Origin of the sequence: Nocardioides albidus (assembly GCF_006335005.1) — a bacterium.
Classification (GTDB): domain Bacteria; phylum Actinomycetota; class Actinomycetes; order Propionibacteriales; family Nocardioidaceae; genus Nocardioides; species Nocardioides albidus.
In genome coordinates this window covers 33143-53267 of record NZ_VDMP01000020.1, presented here as the reverse complement: position 1 = coordinate 53267, position 20125 = coordinate 33143, and the positions used below count along the sequence as shown (strand labels likewise).

At 73.0% G+C, this 20125-nt stretch carries 18 protein-coding genes and 1 riboswitch; of the genes, 6 read left to right on the top strand and 12 right to left on the bottom strand.

What is annotated here, in order from left to right:
- The coding region (locus FHP29_RS21605; protein ID WP_158296501.1) for an HNH endonuclease signature motif containing protein at positions 1 to 1148 on the bottom strand (1148 nt) is incomplete at its 3' end.
- A 217-nt stretch (positions 1149 to 1365) separates the two neighbouring features.
- Positions 1366 to 1534, top strand: a riboswitch (FMN riboswitch).
- Positions 1535 to 1586: 52 nt separating this feature from the next.
- Here FHP29_RS21605 and FHP29_RS06950 point away from each other — a divergent pair.
- A complete protein-coding gene (locus FHP29_RS06950; protein ID WP_139622140.1) occupies positions 1587 to 2036 on the top strand; it encodes a 6,7-dimethyl-8-ribityllumazine synthase in 450 nt (149 codons plus the stop codon).
- Between the two features lie 21 nt (positions 2037 to 2057).
- Here FHP29_RS06950 and FHP29_RS06945 read toward each other — a convergent pair whose 3' ends face one another.
- The 6 genes from FHP29_RS06945 to FHP29_RS06920 form a co-directional block, all read right to left on the bottom strand.
- Positions 2058 to 3038, bottom strand: a complete 981-nt coding sequence (locus FHP29_RS06945) for a DUF808 domain-containing protein (protein WP_139622139.1) — start codon at positions 3036 to 3038, stop codon at positions 2058 to 2060.
- 36 nt (positions 3039 to 3074) lie between these two features.
- On the bottom strand, positions 3075 to 4151 hold the full coding sequence (locus FHP29_RS06940) for an acyltransferase family protein (RefSeq protein ID WP_139622138.1): 1077 nt from the start codon (positions 4149 to 4151) through the stop codon (positions 3075 to 3077).
- 68 nt (positions 4152 to 4219) lie between these two features.
- Complete coding sequence (locus FHP29_RS06935) at positions 4220 to 5251, bottom strand: SIS domain-containing protein (protein ID WP_139622137.1); 1032 nt, start codon at positions 5249 to 5251, stop codon at positions 4220 to 4222.
- 18 nt (positions 5252 to 5269) lie between these two features.
- The gene (locus FHP29_RS06930) at positions 5270 to 5443 is read right to left on the bottom strand and encodes a Trm112 family protein (RefSeq protein WP_139622136.1); all 174 of its coding nucleotides are present in this window, start codon (positions 5441 to 5443) and stop codon (positions 5270 to 5272) included.
- A complete protein-coding gene (locus FHP29_RS06925) occupies positions 5440 to 6819 on the bottom strand; it encodes a phosphomannomutase/phosphoglucomutase (RefSeq protein ID WP_139622135.1) in 1380 nt (459 codons plus the stop codon). Before FHP29_RS06925 ends, FHP29_RS06930 begins: the two co-directional genes overlap by 4 nt.
- A 47-nt stretch (positions 6820 to 6866) precedes the next feature.
- Complete coding sequence (locus tag FHP29_RS06920; protein WP_139622283.1) at positions 6867 to 7244, bottom strand: DUF3499 domain-containing protein; 378 nt, start codon at positions 7242 to 7244, stop codon at positions 6867 to 6869.
- Positions 7245 to 7300: 56 nt separating this feature from the next.
- On the opposite strand from FHP29_RS06920, the gene FHP29_RS06915 reads away from it, so the two are divergent.
- Entirely contained in the window at positions 7301 to 7774 is a 474-nt protein-coding gene (locus FHP29_RS06915) for a metallopeptidase family protein (protein WP_240044365.1), read from the top strand.
- A gap of 22 nt (positions 7775 to 7796) precedes the next feature.
- On the opposite strand, the gene FHP29_RS06910 is transcribed toward FHP29_RS06915, so the two are convergent.
- The 3 genes from FHP29_RS06910 to FHP29_RS06900 form a co-directional block, all read right to left on the bottom strand.
- A complete protein-coding gene (locus FHP29_RS06910) occupies positions 7797 to 9245 on the bottom strand; it encodes a DUF5719 family protein (protein WP_139622134.1) in 1449 nt (482 codons plus the stop codon).
- A complete protein-coding gene (locus tag FHP29_RS06905) occupies positions 9238 to 12117 on the bottom strand; it encodes a glycosyltransferase family 2 protein (RefSeq protein ID WP_139622133.1) in 2880 nt (959 codons plus the stop codon). The genes FHP29_RS06910 and FHP29_RS06905 overlap by 8 nt, the downstream gene beginning before the upstream one ends.
- A 96-nt stretch (positions 12118 to 12213) precedes the next feature.
- On the bottom strand, positions 12214 to 12468 hold the full coding sequence (locus FHP29_RS06900) for a WhiB family transcriptional regulator (RefSeq protein WP_205013926.1): 255 nt from the start codon (positions 12466 to 12468) through the stop codon (positions 12214 to 12216).
- Between the two features lie 144 nt (positions 12469 to 12612).
- Between FHP29_RS06900 and cofD the strand changes: the two genes are divergently transcribed.
- The 3 genes from cofD to FHP29_RS06885 all read left to right on the top strand — a co-directional run bounded on the left by cofD (position 12613) and on the right by FHP29_RS06885 (position 15456).
- Positions 12613 to 13668 (top strand): 2-phospho-L-lactate transferase, encoded by a 1056-nt coding sequence (gene cofD / locus FHP29_RS06895; RefSeq protein ID WP_275669428.1) that lies wholly within the window; start codon positions 12613 to 12615, stop codon positions 13666 to 13668.
- Positions 13668 to 14624: a coenzyme F420-0:L-glutamate ligase gene (cofE, locus tag FHP29_RS06890; protein WP_139622131.1), complete on the top strand. Its 957-nt coding sequence runs from the start codon at positions 13668 to 13670 to the stop codon at positions 14622 to 14624. The genes cofD and cofE overlap by 1 nt, the downstream gene beginning before the upstream one ends.
- 70 nt (positions 14625 to 14694) lie before the next feature.
- Positions 14695 to 15456, top strand: coding sequence for a DUF3105 domain-containing protein (locus FHP29_RS06885; protein WP_240044364.1), 762 nt, complete (start codon positions 14695 to 14697; stop codon positions 15454 to 15456).
- A 472-nt stretch (positions 15457 to 15928) separates the two neighbouring features.
- Here FHP29_RS06885 and FHP29_RS06880 read toward each other — a convergent pair whose 3' ends face one another.
- Complete coding sequence (locus FHP29_RS06880) at positions 15929 to 17005, bottom strand: mannose-1-phosphate guanylyltransferase (protein ID WP_139622130.1); 1077 nt, start codon at positions 17003 to 17005, stop codon at positions 15929 to 15931.
- 57 nt (positions 17006 to 17062) lie between these two features.
- Here FHP29_RS06880 and FHP29_RS06875 point away from each other — a divergent pair, with 57 nt between their 5' ends.
- Positions 17063 to 17791, top strand: a complete 729-nt coding sequence (locus FHP29_RS06875; protein WP_139622129.1) for a TIGR03089 family protein — start codon at positions 17063 to 17065, stop codon at positions 17789 to 17791.
- A 26-nt stretch (positions 17792 to 17817) separates the two neighbouring features.
- On the opposite strand, the gene FHP29_RS06870 is transcribed toward FHP29_RS06875, so the two are convergent.
- Complete coding sequence (locus tag FHP29_RS06870; protein WP_139622128.1) at positions 17818 to 19917, bottom strand: N-acetylmuramoyl-L-alanine amidase; 2100 nt, start codon at positions 19915 to 19917, stop codon at positions 17818 to 17820.
- Positions 19918 to 20125 lie beyond the last annotated feature (208 nt).

Here is a 20125-nt window from a genome sequence, read left to right as displayed (position 1 = left end):
TGCCGTCTGCAGAGGGCGACTTCGTTGCAGGGGCAGGTCGGTCCGCCCTCGGCGTAGGGACGGTGGTGGTCGATGTCGCAGCGTTGTGCGGGGCGGGTGCAGTGCGGGAACCGGCAGGTCTGGTCGCGCAGTGCGGCGCGAATGCGGTGGCGGTCGGGGATCTCGTAGGAGCCGACGGGGACGTGGTCGGCCAGGTCGATGACGGGCCGCACGATGATGGTGGTCTGGCGGGTGCGGAGCCATTCGCGGATCTGCGCGCTACTGAGCGGGCAGCGTCCTTCCTCCCAACTGCCGACCGGGGTCTGCCCGGTGAGGGTGGTTTCGGTGATGTGGACGTTCAACACGATCCTGCGGCCCGGCACGGTGGCGACGACTTCACCGGTGTCGGGGTCGGGGATAAGCAGGTCGAGCGCGAGCTCGGCGCGGGCGATCTCGGCCGCGGCCTTCGACCGCCGCACATCGAGCGACGAGTCATCCCCGAGCCGGCCGAGGACCTCGGCCCGCCGGGCGACGGCCTGGTCGAGGTCGTGCCCGTCCGCCGCATCCATGAGCCCGTCGACGTGGACGAGTCCGTGCTCGTCGACCTCACCTATGTCGAAATGCCGCCGATCGGCTGCCTGCTGGCGTTCGGCCTCGGCCTTCTCAGGGTCGAACCGCAACACAGCCTCGGCCACGAGCCGCTCGAGCTGCGCCCACCCGACCCCGGTGGCGTCGGACAGCTGCCGGTCCACGAACGCCGCCGCCTCCGCGCTCAGGAGGCGGGTGAGGTCGGCGATCCGTTCGGCCCGCCACGGCGCCAACCTCCCCGCCAGGACGGCGTCGTAGACGTTCGGCAACCTCCAGGCACACTCGATGACCCGCCCGACATACGCCTTCCCACCGTCCGGTGTCCGGCCGAGGACCGCGATCAGCTCCATCAACGCGAACTCCGACACCAATGGTGCGCCGTCCCCTGCGATCGGGATGCCGGTGTCGAGGTAGCCCTCGGTGATCGTCGCGGCACCTTCCGGTCCGGTCACGATGTGATCGGAGGCCCATTCGGTGATGGCGACCCATTCCTCGATCAGAAGGTCGTTGCGGGCTCGGATCCCGTCCCCGATCCGCGACAGCAGCGTTGCTGTCGTCCGGGGCTGGGTTCCGAGATCCATGACGGAATCGTCCCAAGGGGGTACGACACAAACCCGACGCCGGAAGCCCGCCTGTGCACAGAGGAAATCCTGCCTCCCGGAGCCAGGACTGTGACGGTGGTTGAGGTGCGACGAGCGCAGCGAGGAGCCTCGAAGCCACCCAACCCGTCGCACCAGCTGTGCCAGGGTCGGGTGGCACCTCACCCACCGGGCCGGGCGCGGGCAGTACGCTGTCGCCGTACGTTCTCAGGGCGGGGTGGAACTCCCCACCGGCGGTGAGGGCGTCCCGGCCGATCCGGGGCGGCCGAGCCCGCGAGCGCCGGCCCGGTCCCCGTGACCGAGCCGGGTCAGCAGATCCGGTGCGACTCCGGAGCCGACGGTCACAGTCCGGACGGAAGAGAACGCGACGGGCTCCGTGCGCGTCGTCACGCCCTGGGTGACACGCGAACAGGAGAGCCCATGTCACCCACCGCCCCCACCCACGACCGGACCGTCGCCGTCGTCGCCGCCCGCTGGCACGCCGACATCGTCGACGTCGCCGTGGCCAGCTTCACCGCCGAGCTCGAGCAGCGCGGCTACGCGGTGGAGGTCGTGCACGTGCCGGGAGCGTTCGAGATCCCGCTCCAGGTACGACGCCTCGCCCGCACCGGACGGTACGCCGGGGTCGCGGGCGCTGCCCTCGTCGTCGACGGCGGCATCTACCGTCACGACTTCGTCGCCTCGTCCGTGGTCGACGCGCTGATGAGGGTGCAGCTGGAGACCGACGTGCCGGTGTTCTCGGCGGTGCTGACGCCGCACCACTTCCACGAGCACGCCGAGCACACGACCTACTTCCGCCATCACTTCGAGACGAAGGGCCGCGAGCTCGCCGCGGCCGTCGACGCGACCGTCACGCTGCCGGCCGTGTGACGCGCAGGCTCGGTCGAGCGGTCAGTGCGCGGCGGGCTCGCCGTCGTCGTACCGCTCGATCGGGTCCTTGTCGCCCGTGAACGGCAGCACCCGCACGATCGCCACGACCACCGATCCGACGACGAGGCCGATGACGGCGGAGATGCCGGTGTTGGCCAGCCAGGCGAGCGTGCTGCCGAGCACGCCGTGCACCTCGTGGGAGATGTCGTGCTCGATGCCGTGGACCCACTCGTACGGCGCGTCCCACCAGCCGACCTCGTGCACGTTGACGAGCAGGATGTGGCCGCCGACCCACAGCATGGCGACGGTGCCGACGATCGAGATGATCGAGAGCAGCCGGGGCATGAACGCGACCAGTCCCCCACCGATCCGCTGCGCGAGCGCCGACGGGCGCTGGGCGAGGCTGAGTCCGGCGTCGTCCATCTTGACGATGAGCGCGACCACGCCGTAGACGGCGATGGTGATCGCGACCGCGACGACGACAAGGATCGCGAGCCGGGCCCAGAAGCTCTCCTCGGCCACCTCGTCGAGGGCGATGACCATGATCTCGGCCGAGAGGATGAGGTCGGTCCGGATCGCTCCGGCGACCATCTGCCGCTCCGCCTCCGGGCTGATCTCCGCCACCGGGACGTCGTGGTCGTCGTGGCGGGAGAACAGGTGCCACACCTTGTGCGCGCCCTCGTAGGCGAGGAAGGTGCCGCCGACCATGAGGATGATCGGCAGCAGCCCGGGCAGGAACTCGCTGAGCAGCAGCGCGGCCGGGAGGATGATCAGCAGCTTGTTGCGGATCGACCCGATCGCGATCTGCTTGACGATGGGGAGCTCGCGCTCGGCGGCGAGACCATGGACGTACTGCGGCGTCACGGCCGTGTCGTCGACCACCACGCCGGCCGCCTTCGTCGTCGCCCGGCCGGCGGCGGCGCCGACGTCGTCGACCGATGCGGCGGCCAGCTTCGCGATCGCGGCGACGTCGTCGAGGAGGCCGAACAGTCCGGCGCTCACGGCAGTCGGTCCGTCAGGAGAGGCATGCCCAGAAGGCTACCGCCCGGCCGGCACCGGCTCGCGGGCCGCCGTCGCCTGCTCCTGCTCGTGGACGACGGTGGTCAGCTCGACCGCCTCCCGGACCCGCCGGTGGGCGACGTCGAACGGGTCGACGACGTAGGCGAGCACCCGTCGTACCGGGGGCGCTGCCAGGAGCAGGGCGACACCCACACCGCTGGCGACGGCGGCGAGCAGGCCGAGCCAGGGGCGGTCGTGCGCCCAGGTGACGAAGCCGAGGAACTCCAGCTCCTTCACCGCGAACCCGTGGAAGAGGTAGACGATCATCGTGGCGGCACCCATCCGGGTGAACCACCCGCCGACCCGGGGCACCAGAGTCAGCCACGCCAGGGCACCCACGACGCCGGCGGCGATGACCAGCAGACGGGTCACCACGGCGGTGGCGACCGGTTGGTCGATGAGCTCGTAGGGCCGGTAGTAGAGGTGCAGCCGGTCAGCCCAGTCGGTGAGGCCGACGCCGAGCAGGGCGAGGACGCCGAAGACGCCCGCACCGAACACGGCGGGGGCGCGCCCGCGCAGCCACTCCAGCGCCTCGGGCGTCGTCTTGAGGCCCAGAACGAAGAAGGGGAGGAAGCCGAGGATCCGCGGCGCGTCCAGCCACCACATCCACTGCCCCTGGAGGAAGCCGCCGAGCACGCAGACCACGACGGCCACGGCGAACGCCCCGGGCAGCGCGCGGAACACGGGGGTGACCAGCCGCCACGCGACCAGCGCGAGGAGGTACCACATCGGGAAGTGCGGGTCGCTCCAGAGCTGGTCGACCCGCTCCCCGCCGACGTTGATCCGGAACCACGCCAGTGCACCCTCGAACACCAGATAGGGGACGAGCAGCATGGTGACCAGCTGCCACAGCCGAGCCGGGCTGTAGGCGAAGCCCCGGGACAGGTAGCCGGACAGGAACACGAAGGCCGGCATGTGCCACAGATAGACGAAGTCGTAGAGGTGGCCGCCGGGGCCGTCCTCAGGCAGGAGCGCGAGCATGTGCCCGACGACGACGAGGACGATCAGACCCATCTTGGCGTTGTCGAGCCACGGATCCCGAGTAGGTGAGGCCACGCATCCTTGGTACCCGAACCTCCCGGGAGGACACCAAGTGTCTGACAACCCGGGGGGACGGGGCGGGGTCAGTCCTCGACGAGCCCCAGGCGGAGATACTCGGCCGCGTAGGTGCCGCTGAGCAGCAGCGATGCGTAGCGCGCGACCTCGCCGGTGGCCTCCGACGCGGCGACGTGCTCGATCCGGACCTCGCGGTTGCGGGCGGCGTCCTCGAGGCGCTGGCGCTGGTCGCGTACGACCGGGTCGTCGACCCCGTCGTCGAGGATCACCAGCACCGGCCGCCGGTCGCCGCCGTCGGCGTCCATGAGCGGGTCGGCGAAGACGTTGCGCGGCCGGGCGGCCTCGACGACGGGCAGGAGGTGCTCGGCGTCGCCGGCGAGGGCCGTGCGTCCCGACGTACGCCGGATCGACTCCGCGATGCGGCGCGCGGCGCGCGCGGCGAGGACCGAGCCGCCCCACACGAGCGGCGCGGCGTCGGCCAACGAGATGGCGAGCATCTTGGCCGGGTTGATCGAGATGTCACGATTCGGCGAGCAGGCGATCGCGACCGCGTCCAGGGCGTCGGAGACCGCCTCCGGCTCGGCGTCCGGACCGAGGTTGACCTGGTCGAGGAAGGACAGCATCGCGACGGCGGTGGCGAGCTGGTCGCCGGTCGTGGTCGGCAGCAGCGTGGTCCAGCGTCCGGTCGCGTGCTCGGCGACGATCGAGTCCGCCGGGGCGGCGACGACGAGCTGGCAGCCGCGCCGGGCCGCCTCGGCGACGGCCAGCGCCGTCCCCGCGTCGCCACCCTCGGGGGCGAGGACGACGACGAGGTCCAGGCTGCCGGCCCAGCCGGGCAGGGCCGGTGAGGGCCAGGCCACGAAGGGCACCGGACAGAACGGCTCCAGGACCGCGCGCAGCAGGCGGGAGTCGGGTCCCGCCGCGATCACCGCGCGGGGACGGGAGTCGATCGAGCGGGAGACCGCCTGGGCGACCGCCTCGCTGCAGCCGTCGACCTCACGACGCACCCGGGAGCCGGACTCGGCCAGCGTCCGCAGCCTGAGGTCGGCCGACGCGAGAGCCACCTCGTCGTCGAGCCGGGACTCGTCGAACCACACCATCGCCGCCCCTCCCCGTCGTCAGGCCGGCTTGCGGGCTTCGTCGACCAGCAGGACGGGGATGCCGTCCCGCACGGGATAGACCAACCCGCAACCGCCGCAGGTCAGGTCGGGGACCTCGCTCAGCGTCAACTCGCCCTTGCAGTCGGGGCACACGATGATCGCCAGCAGCTCCGGCGAGACGGCGGCGCTCACCGCTCGCTCCGGATGATCGCGAGGACCTCGTCGCGGACTCGGGTCATGGTGGACTCGTCCTTCCCTTCGGCGTTGAGCCGCAGCAGCGGCTCGGTGTTCGAGGCGCGCACGTTGAACGCCCAGTCGTCGTGGCTCACGCTCAGGCCGTCGAGCCGGTCGATGGTGACCCCCTCCAGCCCGCCGTACGTCGCCTCCAGCGCGGCGAGCACCGCGTCCTGGTCGGCGACGGTGCTGTTGATCTCGCCGCTCAGGGGGTAGCGGGCGTAGGCCGCGAGCAGCTCGGAGAGGGGGCGGTCGGACTCGGCGAGCGCCGCCATCGCGTGCAGCGCGGCGAGCATGCCGGAGTCGGCACGCCAGAAGTCGCGGAAGTAGAAGTGTCCGCTGTGCTCGCCGCCGAAGATCGCGTCCGTCTCGGCCATGGTGGCCTTGATGTAGGAGTGCCCCACGCGGGTGCGGACCGGGACGCCGCCGAGCTCGGTGACGATCTCCGGCACCGCTCGCGAGGTGATCAGGTTGTGGATCACCGTGGAGCCGGGCTCCCGCGCCAGCTCTCGGGAGGCGATCAGCGCGGTCAGGGTCGACGGGGAGACCAGCTCGCCCCGCTCGTCGACGAGGAAGCAGCGGTCGGCGTCGCCGTCGAAGGCCAAGCCGATGTCGGCGCCCTCGGCCAGGACCGCCTTCTGCAGGTCGACCAGGTTCTCCGGCTCGATGGGGTTCGCCTCGTGGTGGGGGAAGGTGCCGTCGAGCTCGAAGTAGAGCGGCACCATCTCGACCTGGTCGGCGAGGCGCCCGAACACGGCGGGCGCGGTGTGGCCGGCCATGCCGTTGCCGGCGTCGACGACCACCTTCAGCCGGCGCCCGGTCACCGGGGCGAGCGTCAGGAGGTGGGCGGCGTAGGCCTGGAGCACGTCATGGGAGCTGATCGACCCGGTCCTGGATCCGGGGGCCTCCGGAGCCGCGCCCGCGGCGACCCGGTCGCGGATCTCGGCGAGGCCGCTCTCGGCGCCGACCGGCTGCGCGAGCGAGCGGCACATCTTGATGCCGTTGTACGCCGCCGGGTTGTGACTCGCGGTGAACATGGCGCCCGGCAGGTTCAGGTGGCCCGACGCGAAGTAGAGCTGGTCGGTCGAGGCCAGCCCGATCATGGTGACGTCGGCGCCCGCGGAGGTCGCGCCGTCCGCGAACGCGCCGGCCAGCGACGGCGAGCTCGGCCTCATGTCGTAGCCGATGACCATCGCGTCGACGCCCAGCACCTCGACGTACGCCGCACCCGTGGCCCGGGCCAGGGACTCGTCGAGCTGCTCGCCGACGAGACCGCGCACGTCATAGGCCTTGAAGACCCTGCTCAGGTTGTCCGGACTGGTCGTGCTGGCCATGAGGCAGACCCTAGGCCATGTCCCCCGTCGGCCAGGTCCGGGCGACGTCAGTCGGTGGTGAGCATGCGCAGGTGCCCCTTGCGGGCCACCTCGCGTCCCGGCTCGCGGGGCGCCTCGACCGGCTCGCGCCGCACCGGCCGGGCCGCCTCGCGGACGGCGTCGGCCAGGGCCAGCAGGTCGTCGTTGCTGGGTCCGGGCTGCTGGGTGCCGAGCTGCAGCCGGACCACCTCCCAGCCGCGCGGCGCGGAGAGGCGCTCGCTGTGCACGTCACACAGGTCGTAGGCGTGGGGCTCCGCGTAGGTGGCCAGCGGCCCGAGCACGGCGGTCGAGTCGGCGTACACGTAGGTCAGCGTGGCGACGGCGCGTCGCGCACAGGCGGTGCGCGAACAGGTCCGCAGGCTCTGCGCTCCCGCGTTGGCCGTCATCCTCACGGCGCAGACGCTACCGCTGACCCGGCCCGGCGCTCGCTAGGCTCGCGGGTGTGGAGGAGACGACGACGGCGCCCGAGGAGCTGGTCCCCCGTCGGCGCCGCGACCGCCGCGGGCGCGGGATGCGCGGCCCTGCCGTGCAGCCGCTCGCCGCGACCGGGCACCGCCCGCCGCTGCCGCGCAGCCGGCGCGAGATCTTCGACCGGATCATGCTCGACATCGTCACCGACGTCGACGCACGCTGGTCCGAGCACCTGGGCCTGGTGGAGTACGCCGTCGAGGACGCGCCCCAGCTGCCCGACGACTGGGACTCGGGGCGGGTGCCGCTGTCCTCCCTCGTGCGCGGCTCGGGCACCACGCCGACCCGGCTGGTCGTCTTCCGCCGCCCACTCGAGCACCGGGCCGCCGACCGCGCCGACCTCGAGGCGATCGTGCTGGCGGTCGTCGTCGAGCAGGTCGCCGAGCTGCTCGGCATCGAGCCCCACGAGGTCGATGCCCGCTACCCCTCGGACCTCGACGAGGAGTGAGCCCCTCCGGGGCGATTCCGGGCTACTCCGGGGACACGACCGGGATCCGGGCGTGCGTCTCGGCCGCCCGCAGCCGCAGGGTCGCGAGCCCCGGCTGGCTCCCCGCGGTCGGCAGCGAGACCACACCGGCGATCCGCGTGTTGCGCGGCTCCACCGTGACCAGCACCGCCTCCGGCGGCAGGGCGAGGGAGGCGGCCCGGTCGGGGGCGACCTCGACCGGATCCTCGCGGAGCAGGGACCCGTCGGCGCCGTACGACGTGACGTGCACGACGCCGGTGCGCAGCGCATGACCCAGCAGCAGGGTCTTCTCCCCTGTCGGGAGCACGGTGGCGGTGGGCTCGCGCACCGCGATCGCGGGGGCGAGGAGGACGAGGTCCTTGCGGGACACCAGCCGGACGGACGCAGCGAGCGGGTCGGCGGACTCGACGACGACACCGACGACTCCGGCACCGCCCTCGCCCGCGAGCAGCGGTCGGAGGTCGACCTCCTGCAGTGCGTGCGGAGGCACCGAGACATCGGGGGCCTCGGTCGGGGTGAACGTCGCCTCGGAGGTGACCAGCCTGACCCGGGCGCGCACCTCGTCGTCGCCGGGGTTGGCCACGAAGAGGGTGGCGCCGCGGGCGCCCTCGGGCAGGCCGAGGATGAGGTTCTCGGTGGAGGGCGCGGCCTGCGTCGGCAGGAAGTCCGTGGTCGCCCGGCCCCGGCCGAGCTGGTCGCGGGTGGTCCGAGCGGTGACCGCGACCCGGCCGCGGGTCACGCTCACGCGGGCGGCGGTGATCTCACGACGCGGGGCCGAGGCGGCGAGGTCGACGCGCTGGACGCCGTGCGCCGGGACCTGGATGCCGCGCAGTGCGGGCTCCTCGACGGGTCCTTCGGCGCCGTACAGAGCGACGTCGACGACGGCCTCGCCGTCGTCGGGGTTCACCAGCTCGAGGGTCGTGGCGTAGCGGGCGGTCGCACCGAGGCCGACCAGCCACTCGTCGTAGGCGGGGGTGCGGCACTCGGGCAGTGCCAGCGGGTCGTCGCGGCCCGCGGCGATCCCGGGAGCGGCGGCCCCGCGGCCGTCGAGGACGACCGGTCCCGCACTGTCCGGAACGACCGCCGTGCCGTCGGCCCCCGCGGTGAGCGGCGCTCCGGCGGATGCCTCGGCTCCGTCGGGCGGGGCCACCTGGACGGACAGCTCGCCACCGGCGACGCCAGGGGTACGGCCGACCCGGGTCGCGCTCGTGGGACGGATGCCGCCCGGACACACCACCGTCGCGGAGGTGAGCTCTGCCGTGGTCGGTGGCTGCGGGCCCGCGAGCCGCGACTCCTGGTCGCCGATGGCGCCGAAGGCGAGCGCCACGACCGCCGGCATCGTGACGGCCAGCGCGACGAGCACGTCGACGCGCCGGCGGCGCGCGACGGCCGCGCGACGGCCGCCGGGCTGGCCGCCGGGCTGGCCGCCGGGCTGGGGCTGGGTGTCACTCATCGCGGTTCCTTCGCAGCGGCGGGAGGCAGAGCACGACCAGGACGGGGATCGCCGCGGCCTGGACCGCCAGGAGCAGCCAACGCAGCCAGGCGTGATGGCCCGGCAGCGGGCCGGGCTCGGGACTGACCTGCCAGGCCCGCGTGCCGCGCTCGGAGCTGGCCTGGACGAGCCCGGAGGTCGCGTCGAGGCTGGCGGCGACCGAGCCGTCGGCCGGCGCCGCCTGGACGATGTAGAGCACGCCGAGGTCGGCGAGGCGGGCCACGGCGTCGGGATCGGGCGAGGTCACCAACGAGCGGATGGTCGCGGTGATGTCACGGTCCTCGGGCGTGAGCGCGGCGATCTCGTCCTCGCCGACCGTCGGACCGTCGCCGCGGTGGACGTCGTAGCGCAGACCCGTGTCCTTGCTGCCGCGCAGCACCAGCACCCCGTTGTGCTCGGCCTGCCCGGCCCGCTGGGCCATGTAGACCGGGACGTCCGAGGCCGGAGGGTCCTCGAGCTCGGCAGGCCCCCATCCGGCGAACCACACGAGTCCGACCAGGGGGGTGACCAGGCCCAGGACGCCGGCCAGGGCGAGGCCCGCCTGGGCGGGCTTGGGCTGGTCGCCGAGGTGGTGCAGGGAGAGACCGCCGAGCAGGGTCGCGGTGATCCAGGCGCCCTGGAGCATCAGCACGACCGCGCCGAGCCCCGGCTGCTGGCCCACCGGCCCGGCGATGTCGATCGTGGTCATGCCGAGCGGCACGGCGACCAGGGCGGTGACGGCGGCCACCAGCCAGCACACGACGACCGGGATCCGGGTCGCGCGGGGAAGGAGCGACGCCAGCGCCAGCGCCGGGAGCACCCAGCCGGCCGGAGCCGGCGCGCCGAGACCGCCGAGCCGTCCGGCGAGCAGGTCCCAACCGGAGGTCGCCGCCGTCGGCCACCGGCCGACGTCGAGCACGAGGCCCCCGAGTCCACCCTCGAACACCGCCGGCAGCCACCACGGCACGAGCACGAGCAGCGGCACGGCGAGCGCGGCCACGGGCGGACCCCACACCGAGCGGTCCCCGGCCTCACCGGGCAGCAGTCGCACGGCGCAGCCGAGCAGGACAGCGAAGAGCACCGCGACGACCAGCCACGCCGGCGGCGCGACGGCCGTGAGCAGCGCCAGCGCCAGGCCGGTGCGCCAGCCCGCACGCCACCGGTGGGCAGCGTCGGGGTCGGCGAAGCCCAACGCGGCGTGCGCCATCCACGGCAGCACCGCCGCGGCCACGACCACCCCCCAGCGCCCGCCACCCCAGGCGCCCGCGACCAGCGGGACGAGCGCCCAGGTCACCGATCCCCACAGCAACAGCCAGCGCGGGGCGCCGTACGGCGTCACGAGGCGGCCGACGACACGCAGGAAGCGCCACGCGCCCCACAGTCCGAGCGGCGCCGCGAACGCCATGAGCAGGGACATCAGCAGCGAGGGGCCGACGGGGAGGCCGAGGACCGCGAGCGGGAGGACGTACGGCGGCGCCGGGATGTCGCTGCCGAAGCCGATCGGGTGGCGGCCCTCGAGATGCAGCGCCCACCAGTCGCCGACGCCGCCGGGCGCGGGCGAGAGCGCGCCGCCGGCGATGCCGCCGACGACGTCGCGGACACCGACGAGCAGCGCCAGCACGGTGATCGCGGTCGCCACGGCGACCGGGTTGGTGAGGAAGCGCACGACGATGCCGGTGTCGGCGAACTCCTCGTCCTCGCCACGGTGGCGCGCCGGCGGCGGACCGGCGGCGGCGTCGCGCTCGGCCGCCGCGACCCGGCGGCGCTCCGCGACGTCCGCGGCCTGGTTGGTGGCGGCCGCGACGAGGTCGCCGACGAAGTCGAGCCCGTGCCGGTAGGGCACCCACCAGGGCGCCAGGAGGCGGCGTACCCGCTCGCGATCGACGCTGCCACCCGAGCCGGCGGCTCGGCGGGCTCGGCGCGCCGCGCGGACCTGCCCGGGATGGCGCAGGACCGAGATCAGGGCCGCCAGCTCGTCGAGCGCCTCCCCCACCGCCCGCACGCCGAGCAGGCCCAGAACCCGCAGCAGTGAGCCGAGGGTCAGCCGCAGCACCTGCAGGGGAAGGGTGGCGCCGCGGCCGTTGGCGAGCAGCGTGAACAGGGCGGCGCGCCGCTCCTGGAAGTGGGTGTGGCGCCCCGTCAGCGGAGTGCGGCGGATCCCCCGGTGGGCGGCCTCGGCGTGGAAGACGACGGCCGCCGGGACCACGAGGGTGGTCCGGCCCGCCGCCGCGGCCCGCCAGCCGAGGTCGATGTCGTTGCCGAAGATCGGCAGGGACCGGTCGAAGCCGCCGAGCTCCTCGAGGACCTCCCGGCGCACGAGCATGCCGGCCGAGTTGACCGCGAGGACCTCCCGCACCTCGTCGTGCTGACCCTGGTCGTACTCGCCGCGCTCGAGTCCGGTCTCGCGCCGGCCGGTGCCGCTGAGAGTGACGCCGAGCTCGAGGAGGCGCCGCAGCGAGGGCCATTCGCGCAGCTTGGGGCCGAGGATGTCGGCGTCGGGACGCTGCTCCGCCGCGGCGAGCAGCGCCGCGAGAGCGTCGGGTGCCGGGTTCACGTCGTCGTGCAGGATCCACACCCACCCGGGCGGGCGCTCCGATCCGGCCAGGACGCGCAGGCCCTCGGCGACGGCGTCGGGGAACCCGGTGTCGCCGGGCATCGTGCGCTGCTCGAGGGGCAGCCGCTCGGCCAGGGCGGCGCTGATCAGGTCGGCGCTGCCGTCCCTGCTGCCGGTGTCGACGGCCACGACCCGCGAGGGGGGCGCGGTCTGCGCGAGCAGGCCGTCGAGGACCGCCGGCAGCCAGGAACTGCCGTCGTGGCTGACCAGGAGGACAGCCACCTCGGGTTGTTGCGACACGAGGTCAGACCCTACGACCGTTGATGTGAAGGGGGCACATCTCGGCCGGGCACGGGCGGGCCGTGCTCGTTCGTCGCACGCCTCAGACAGGCTCGATCAAACGGCTCGCTTCTTCAGCTTGCGACGCTCACGCTCCGACATGCCACCCCAGATCCCGAAGCGTTCGTCGTTGCCCAGCGCCGCCTCGAGGCACTCCACGCGCACCTCGCAGGTCTGGCAGACCTTCTTGGCCTCGCGCGTCGATCCTCCCTTCTCCGGGAAGAACGCCTCAGGGTCGGTCTGCGCGCACAGCGCGCGCTCCTGCCACCCCAGCTCGTCGGACTCCGCTTCGACCAGGAACAGTTCCCTCACGATTTCGCCCCTTATGTCTCGACCCGATGCCCCGAACGACATCTCTGGAATTACATACGTGTCATACCCAAACAGTCAAGGTCGAGTCTGCTATACGCAGCCCCGTTCGCGCCCGTCTTTGCGGGCACGGCACAGTTGTCCCTCGTGGAATCGACACCTGACTCGACAGCAGCCCCGGCACTGCGGAGCCTGACCGTCCTGTCCGGCGGCATGGGCGGGGCCCGCTTCCTGCAGGGCCTGCTCCACGGCATCGCCGCCGGAACCCTACCCGGTGTGGCACCGGACGCTCACGTCACGGTGGTGGCCAACAACGCCGACGACTGGTGGGTCCACGGCCTCAAGGTCTGTCCCGATCTCGACACCGTGATGTACACGCTGGGCGACGGCATCGACCTCGAGCGGGGCTGGGGCCGGCGGGCGGAGACGTGGAGCGCCAAGGAGGAGCTGGCGGCGTACGGCGTCGAGCCGACCTGGTTCGGCCTGGGCGACCGCGACATCGCCACCCACCTGGTGCGCACCCAGATGCTGGAGGCCGGCTACCCGCTCTCGCAGGTCACCGCGGCGCTGTGCCGGCGCTGGCTCACACCGACCTACGGCGAGACACTGAGCCTGCTCCCGATGACCGACGACCGCGTGGAGACCCACGTCGCCGTCGCCGACGCCGACGCCGCGAGCGGCAAGCGGGTCGTGCACTTCCAGGAGTACTGGGTCCGCCTGCGCGCCGAGGTCCCCGCCGAGCAGGTCGTCTTCGTCGGCCTCGACCGGTCCACGCCGGCTCCGGGTGTCATCGACGCGATCGCCGGCGCCGACCTGGTCGTCCTGCCGCCCTCGAACCCGGTCGTGTCCGTCGGCACCATCCTCGGTGTCCCGGGCATCCGCGACGCCGTGCGGAACACGCCCGGCAAGGTCGTCGGACTCTCCCCCATCGTCGGCGACTCGCACGTGCGCGGCATGGCCCGGCAGATGCTCACCGCGATCGGGGTGGAGGTCAGCGCCGCCGGCGTCGCCCTCAACTACGGAGCCCGGTCCGCCGGAGGCGTCCTCGACGGCTGGCTCGTCGACGAGCGCGACGCCGAGCAGGTCGCGCGGATCGAGGCGGCGGGCATCCGGGCGGCCGCCGTACCGCTGATGATGACCGACCACGACGCCACCGCCGCCATGGCCGCCTCCGCCGTCGACCTGGTGCGGTCCACCCGCTGATGGGCATCGTCGTCACCGCGCCCGACGGCGTGCCCGAGATCCGGCCCGGCGACGACCTGGCCGCCGCGCTGCTCGCCGCCCTCCCGACCGGCGACCTGGCCGACGGCGACATCCTCGTCGTCACCAGCAAGGTCGTCAGCAAGGCGGAGGGACGCGTCGAGAGCGGAGACCGCGAGGCCTGGATCGACGCGGAGACCGAGCGCCTCGTCGCGCGGCGCGGGCCGACCCGGATCGTGCGCAACCGACTCGGCCTGACCATGGCCGCGGCCGGCGTCGACGCATCCAACGTCGAGCGCGGCACCGTCGTCCTGCTGCCGCTCGACCCCGACGCGTCCGCGCGCCGGCTGCGGACGGCCGTGGCCGAGCGGCGCGACGTCAATGTCGGCGTCGTCGTCACCGACACGGCCGGCCGCACGTGGCGCGAGGGCCAGACCGACATCGCCATCGGCGCCGCCGGCCTCGCCGTGCTCGAGTCCTTCGCCGGCCGCGTCGACGCCCACGGCAACGAGCTCGCCGTCACCGCACCGGCGGTCGCCGACGAGATCGCCTCCGCCGTCGAGCTCGCCCAGGGAAAGCTCGGGGCTCGCCCCTGCGCGGTCCTCCGCGGGCGCCCCGACCTGGTCCTGGCGCCCGGCGTGGACGGCCCCGGCGCCCGCTCCCTGATCCGCCCCGACGGCGCCGACCTCTTCGGGTACGGCGCCCGCGAGGCCGTCATCCAGGCCGTGGCCGCCCAGCCCTCCGCACGCACCCCGTTCGGCGCGCCGGTGGATGCCGTCGACCTCGTCGACGCCCTCGCCCGGGCCGGGATCGCCGCACACGCGACAGCAGCCGACGACGTACGCACGGGACCGGAGCGGAGAGCCGCCGCCGACATCGTCGCGTTCGCCCACGGATGGGAGAGCGTGCCGACCGGCGAAGTCGGCACCGACCTGCGGTTTCGTCCGGTGACTCCGTAGACTCACCGCGTTCGCCGCACGGGGCGCGCTCCCGGCACGCCCTTCACGACCAAGACGAGGTACCCCGCACGTGGCCAAGTCCAGCAAGTCCGAGAAGTCGGAGCGCCGCCAAGTCATCGACGACATCCGGCGCAAGCAGAAGCGTGCCGACCAGCGCCAGGGCATGGCGATCGTCGGCGTCTGCGTCGTGGTCGCCCTCGTCATCATCGGCGCAGCGCTCTACCCGAAGGTCCGCCAGACGATCAACGACCAGAAGTGGAGCGGCAAGAGCGTCGGCGAGATCGGTGCCCCGGCGAGCGTGTGCGGCGACGTCACCGAGAAGGAGGCGTCCGGCTCGCAGGAGCACGTCCCCGAGGGCCAGCAGGTGGACTACACGGAGGCCCCGCCCGCCTTCGGCGCGCACTGGAACGTCGCGGGCGTCGCCCCGACCCCCATCGGCGACCGCTTCTACGACGAGGACTCCCGCCCCGAGCTCGAGCAGCTGATCCACAACTCCGAGCACGGCTACACGATCCTCTGGTACGACACCACCGCGAACGACAACTCCTCCGAGGTCTCCGCCATGCGGGCGATCGCGAAGATCATGGACGCCAACGACACCAACCAGCGCCTGAAGTTCAAGGTCGCCCCCTGGACCAAGGCCGACGTCAAGGAGACCGGCAAGTCCTTCCCCAAGGGCCAGCACATCGCCTTCACCCACTGGCGCGCCGACCGCGACAACCAGAAGCAGTACGGCGTGTGGCAGTACTGCTCGAAGGTCAGCGGCGCCGCCCTGAAGAAGTTCATGGCCGAGTACCCGTTCACCGACTCCCCGGAGCCGTACGCGTACTGAGTTGGACTGCGCGAGCGCGTCGCTCGTTCCTCGCGCCGCGCTGCCGCGCGCGCAGTCGAGTCCGGTAGATGATCGGGTCCGCCTGGCGGCACGCCTCCGGCACGGCGGAAAGCGTCACCCTCGTCGGCTCCGGTCGCTCGTGCCTCGCTCCCTACGCCTCCTCGTGCGCCGTTCCCGCCGTGGCCTCCGGTTGGGTTGGCTGGCGCGAGCGCGTCTCGTTTGCTGGCGCGAGCGACGTCGCTCCTTCGTCGCGCCGCGCTGCCGCGCGCGCGGTCGAATCCGGTAGACGGTTGCGTCCGCCTGGCGGCAAGCCTGTCGGCTCGCGGAAAGGCTCGGCTCCTCCGCTCCGGTCGCTCGTCCCTCGCTCCCTACGCTCCGTCGCCCTCGCTTCCCGCGACGACCGACACGACGGATGGGCGCGAGCGCAGCGAGGACCGTGCGGCCCTCTCGACTGGCGACGCGCTCGGCCCCGTCAAATCAGGTCGGTGCGGCCGTTCTCCTTGAGGGCGGCGACGACGTCCTTGACCTCCTGGGCCCTGGCCCGGGTGGTGACGAGGAGTGCGTCGGGGGTGTCGACGACAACGACGTCGTCGAGGCCGATGACCGCGATCGTGCGTCCCGAGCCGGGAACGACGATGCCGCTGGCGTCGATGAGGCGGGTGAGGCCGGGGTCGCCGAGGACGCTGCAGGCGTCGCTGTCGCCGAGCAGGGTGGCGAGCGAGTCGAAGTCGCCGATGTCGTCCCACCCGAAGGCGCCGGGGATCGTGACGACCTTGCCGGCCGCCGCGGCCGGCTCGGCGACGGCGTGGTCGATGGCGATCCGCGGCAGGGTCTCCCACAGCTCGGGGAGGCGCTCGGGCTCGGCGGCGATCGCGCGCAGGGTGGCCGCGAAGGCGGGGTCCTGCTCGCCGAGCAGGTCCAGCAGGACGGTGGGGCGCACGACGAACATGCCGGCGTTCCAGCGGTAGTCGCCGGACGCGACGTACTGCTCGGCCACGGGCACCGACGGCTTCTCGACGAACTCGACGACCCGCCGCGCGGACGGATGGCCGGCGAGGGCATCACCCTGGCGGATGTAGCCGAACGCAGCCGAGGCGAAGGTCGGCTCGATGCCGATGGTGACCAGCCAGCCGTCACGCGCCGCGGCGACGGCGTCGGCCACGGCCACCGCGAAGGCGTCCGGGTCCGGGATCACGTGGTCGGCCGCGAAGGATCCCATGATCTCGGCACCGCGACTCTCCAGGAGTGCTGCCGCCAGCCCGATCGCCGCCATCGAGTCACGGGCCGAGGGCTCCGCCACGACGCCTTCGTCCGCCAGCGTCGGCAGCTGGTCCAGCACCGCCGATCGGTGGGCGGCGCCGGTGACGACGAGGACCCGGTCTGCCACCAGGGGCGCGAGCCGGTCGTGGGTCTGCTCGAGCAGGGAGCGCCCCGAGCCGGTCAGATCGTGGAGGAACTTCGGCGAGCCGGAGCGCGACAGCGGCCACAGCCTCGTCCCGGCTCCCCCGGCGGGGACCACGGCCCAGAATCCGGGGATCTCGTCAACCATGGGCCGCACCCTACGGCCCATCTCGGCCTGCTCAGGGCGCGGCCTAGGCTCGGGCCCGTGACGCCTCCGACCACCTTCCCCGCCGTCCTCACCACCCGTCTGCGCACCGACCCGGGGCAGCCGCTGGTGACCTTCTACGACCACGCCACCGGGGAGCGCGTCGAGCTGTCGGTCACGACCTGGGCCAACTGGGTGGCCAAGGCGAGCTCGCTGCTCGTCGACGAGCTCGGACTGGAGCGCGGCGATCGCCTCGCGATCGACCTGCCGCCGCACTGGCTGGGCACCGTGTTCCTCGGCGCCGCGTGGAACTGCGGTCTCACCGTCACCGAGCCCACCGACAGCGCCCTCGCCGCCGTCGTGTGCGGTCCTGACAGCCTGCCGGCCTGGTCGGCGCGCAGTGCCGAGCTCGCCGTGCTCGCGTGCGCCCTGCTGCCCCTGGGCGTGCGGTTCGCCGAGCCGCTGCCGGCGGGGGTGGTCGACGTGGGCGTCGACATCTGGTCCCAGCCTGACGCCTTCCAGGCCTGGGACCCGCCGCAGGCAGACGATCCGGCCATCGAGGCGGGCGGACGGGTGCTGACCCAGGCCCAGCTGTGGAGCGAGGCGGCCGCCGCCCGTCTGGTCGGCGGCGGCCGCCTGCTCGCGGTCGCCGACCCCGTCACGGAGCCGGCGATCCTCTGCGAACCGCTCCTGTCGGGCGGTTCGCTCGTCCTGGTCGCCCGGGCCGAGCCGGAGCGGCTCGAGGCGACGTACGCCGCCGAGCACGCCACGGCCCGCTTCCCCGCCTGAGCGACCAGGACGGATGGTGACGCGGGCTAGCCCGCGAGGTCGAACTTCCTCCCCTTGCCGAGGAGCTTCGGCGAGCCGAGCTTCTTCGCCTTGGCCTTCGGTACGGCGTACAACAGGCCGCTCGACTTCCCGCGGACGACGAGCAGGTTGGTCCCGTTGCTCATCGGCCCCAGGCCGATCATCCAGTCGTAGCCGCCGGCGCTCGACTTCATCGACTTCGCGGCCGACCAGCCGCCCGGCACGATGCTGGTGTAGAGGGTCAGGGACGAGCCGGCCCGGACGAGCGCGTCGGGCCTGCCGTCGCCGTTCCAACGACCGGTGGGGACCAGCTTCTTGCCGGGCACCGAGCCGGCAGCGGGCACGGCCGCGAGGAAGCCGGACAGGCGGTTGCCCGGGTAGACCTGCATCTGCCCGCCCTTCGGCTGGCCCATCAGATCGGGCGCCTGGTCGCCGGTGACGTCCCCGACGGCAGCGAGCATCTTGATGCCCCCGTAGTTGCTGGGCAGCACCTGGCCGGGCTGGAACATCCCGGCGCCGGCTCCGCGGAACAGCACGGCCGCCCTGTCGCTCTTGCGGATCGCCATCAGGTCGTTGAGCCCGTCGCCGTCCCAGTCCCCGACACGCAGGATCTGCTTGGCCCACGGGACCGCCACGTTGGTCTTCACCGTGGCCGCGATGCGCCAGGCACCGCCGCTCCGGTCGATGTCGTGGAGCAGGAGGCGTCCGCTCTTGGCGTTGCGGACGACGATGTCGGGATTCGGCGAGCCGATGTAGTTGCCGTTGAGCTGGCCGAGGTTCGCGCCCTGCTGGACCTGTGCGGCGAGGGCCCGGATGGTCGGGAGCTGGGCGTAGAGGTACTTGCCGGGGCACGCCGTCTTGCCGGCGTCGCGGTGGCCGCTGATGGCCGCGAAGGTGCCCTTGCCGACCCGCTGGCTCAGCGACGAGGGGTCGACACCGGAGAGCGAGAGCTTCCAGGCGAACAGCGCGCCGTACGCGTTGATCATCTCGGGTGTGGGCTGCGCGGTCTCGTAGTTGCCGATCGCGGACATCGCGAAGGAGTAGCCGTTGTAGCCGAGGGTGTGGGCCCCGACGACGGCCTTGTCGATGCCGCCGGCGCGACCCTCCCAGATCCGGCCGAAGCGGTCGACGAGGAAGTTGTAGCCGATGTCGCTCCAGCCCCGCGTCTTGACGTGGTACTTCCAGATGCCACGCAGGATGCCCGGGACATCGGCGGGCTGGTAGTCGTTGGCGTTCACGGTGTGGTGGACGAAGCCCGCGCTGATGGTGCCGTACTTCGCCTGGTAGCTCGCGTCCTCCGGGGCGCCCCACTGCGCCCGCGAATAGATCTGCGGCTGCGGCGCGCCGGTCGTGGCGGCCTGCATCGCGATGGCGCCGTCGGCCGCTGCCCGCTCACCCTCGTCGCCGGAGGTGGTCGCGGCCGACCCGCCGGAGGTCAGGGCGGGGCCCTCCTCCTCGGTGGTCTGCGGCGTGCCGGGGTCGATGACGGCGACCTTCAGGTCGGTCGGCGCGGTGGCGGTCGTCGCGACCCGGACCTGGACCTGGTCGACGTCACCGATGACGACGGGGTCGGTACCGGGTCGGGTGTCCCGGCCCTCCTCGCTGTCGGGGTCCGGGCCGTGGTCGTCGTGGTACTCCGCCGCGCTCCACCCGCTCCAGGTGTCGCCGACCCGGGTCCGCACGTCCACCGTGATGCCGTCCTCGGGGACCTCCGCGCCGTGTGCCCAGGTCACGCCGACCGTGCCGAAGCCCTCGACGGGCAGCGCGTCGCTGACCACCTTGGCGCTGCCGTCGCCGAGCTGCTTGACGCTGCCGTGCACGTCCAGGCGCCCGCTGACGCCGTTCGGGGTGGCGGTCAGCGGATACTCCGTGACCTTGGGGTCGACGACGCCCGTGGGCACGGCCACCGGCGTGGTGGCGGCCTGCAGGGTCACGGTGCCCGGAAGGGTCACGCCGCCCGGCTGGGCGGGGCGGACCTCCATGGTGACCGTGCGGGCCGCAGGCGTGAGGACCGCGACGACGACAGCCAGTGCGAGGGCCTGCTGGCACAGGGTCACGAACCGGCTGCGGCGCGTGTGCTCGGGGATCTCCGTGGGGTACGGCGACATGGTTCTGCTCCAGACGTGCGTGGCGGGGAAGTTGTCACACGAGTAGCAACTTTCACATGCGTCACACGAGCCTGGGAAGAGATCGTGAGTAACTACAATCGTGTAATTTCCACTCGACACGCCGACCACATGCAAATTTGTGAATCGGCGTCCCGGCGCGATATCTGAGCCCGCTCCGCGGCGGTGGGTACGACGCACTCGCGCCCGC

Coding starts and splice junctions, on each gene's coding strand:
- FHP29_RS06950 (WP_139622140.1), top strand. CDS start 1,587: ATGTCACCCACCGCCCCCACCCACGACCGGACCGTCGCCGTCGTCGCC.
- FHP29_RS06935 (WP_139622137.1), bottom strand. CDS start 5,251: ATGGTGTGGTTCGACGAGTCCCGGCTCGACGACGAGGTGGCTCTCGCG.
- FHP29_RS06925 (WP_139622135.1), bottom strand. CDS start 6,819: ATGGCCAGCACGACCAGTCCGGACAACCTGAGCAGGGTCTTCAAGGCC.
- FHP29_RS06920 (WP_139622283.1), bottom strand. CDS start 7,244: ATGACGGCCAACGCGGGAGCGCAGAGCCTGCGGACCTGTTCGCGCACC.
- FHP29_RS06910 (WP_139622134.1), bottom strand. CDS start 9,245: ATGAGTGACACCCAGCCCCAGCCCGGCGGCCAGCCCGGCGGCCAGCCC.
- cofE (WP_139622131.1), top strand. CDS start 13,668: ATGGGCATCGTCGTCACCGCGCCCGACGGCGTGCCCGAGATCCGGCCC.
- FHP29_RS06880 (WP_139622130.1), bottom strand. CDS start 17,005: ATGGTTGACGAGATCCCCGGATTCTGGGCCGTGGTCCCCGCCGGGGGA.
- FHP29_RS06870 (WP_139622128.1), bottom strand. CDS start 19,917: ATGTCGCCGTACCCCACGGAGATCCCCGAGCACACGCGCCGCAGCCGG.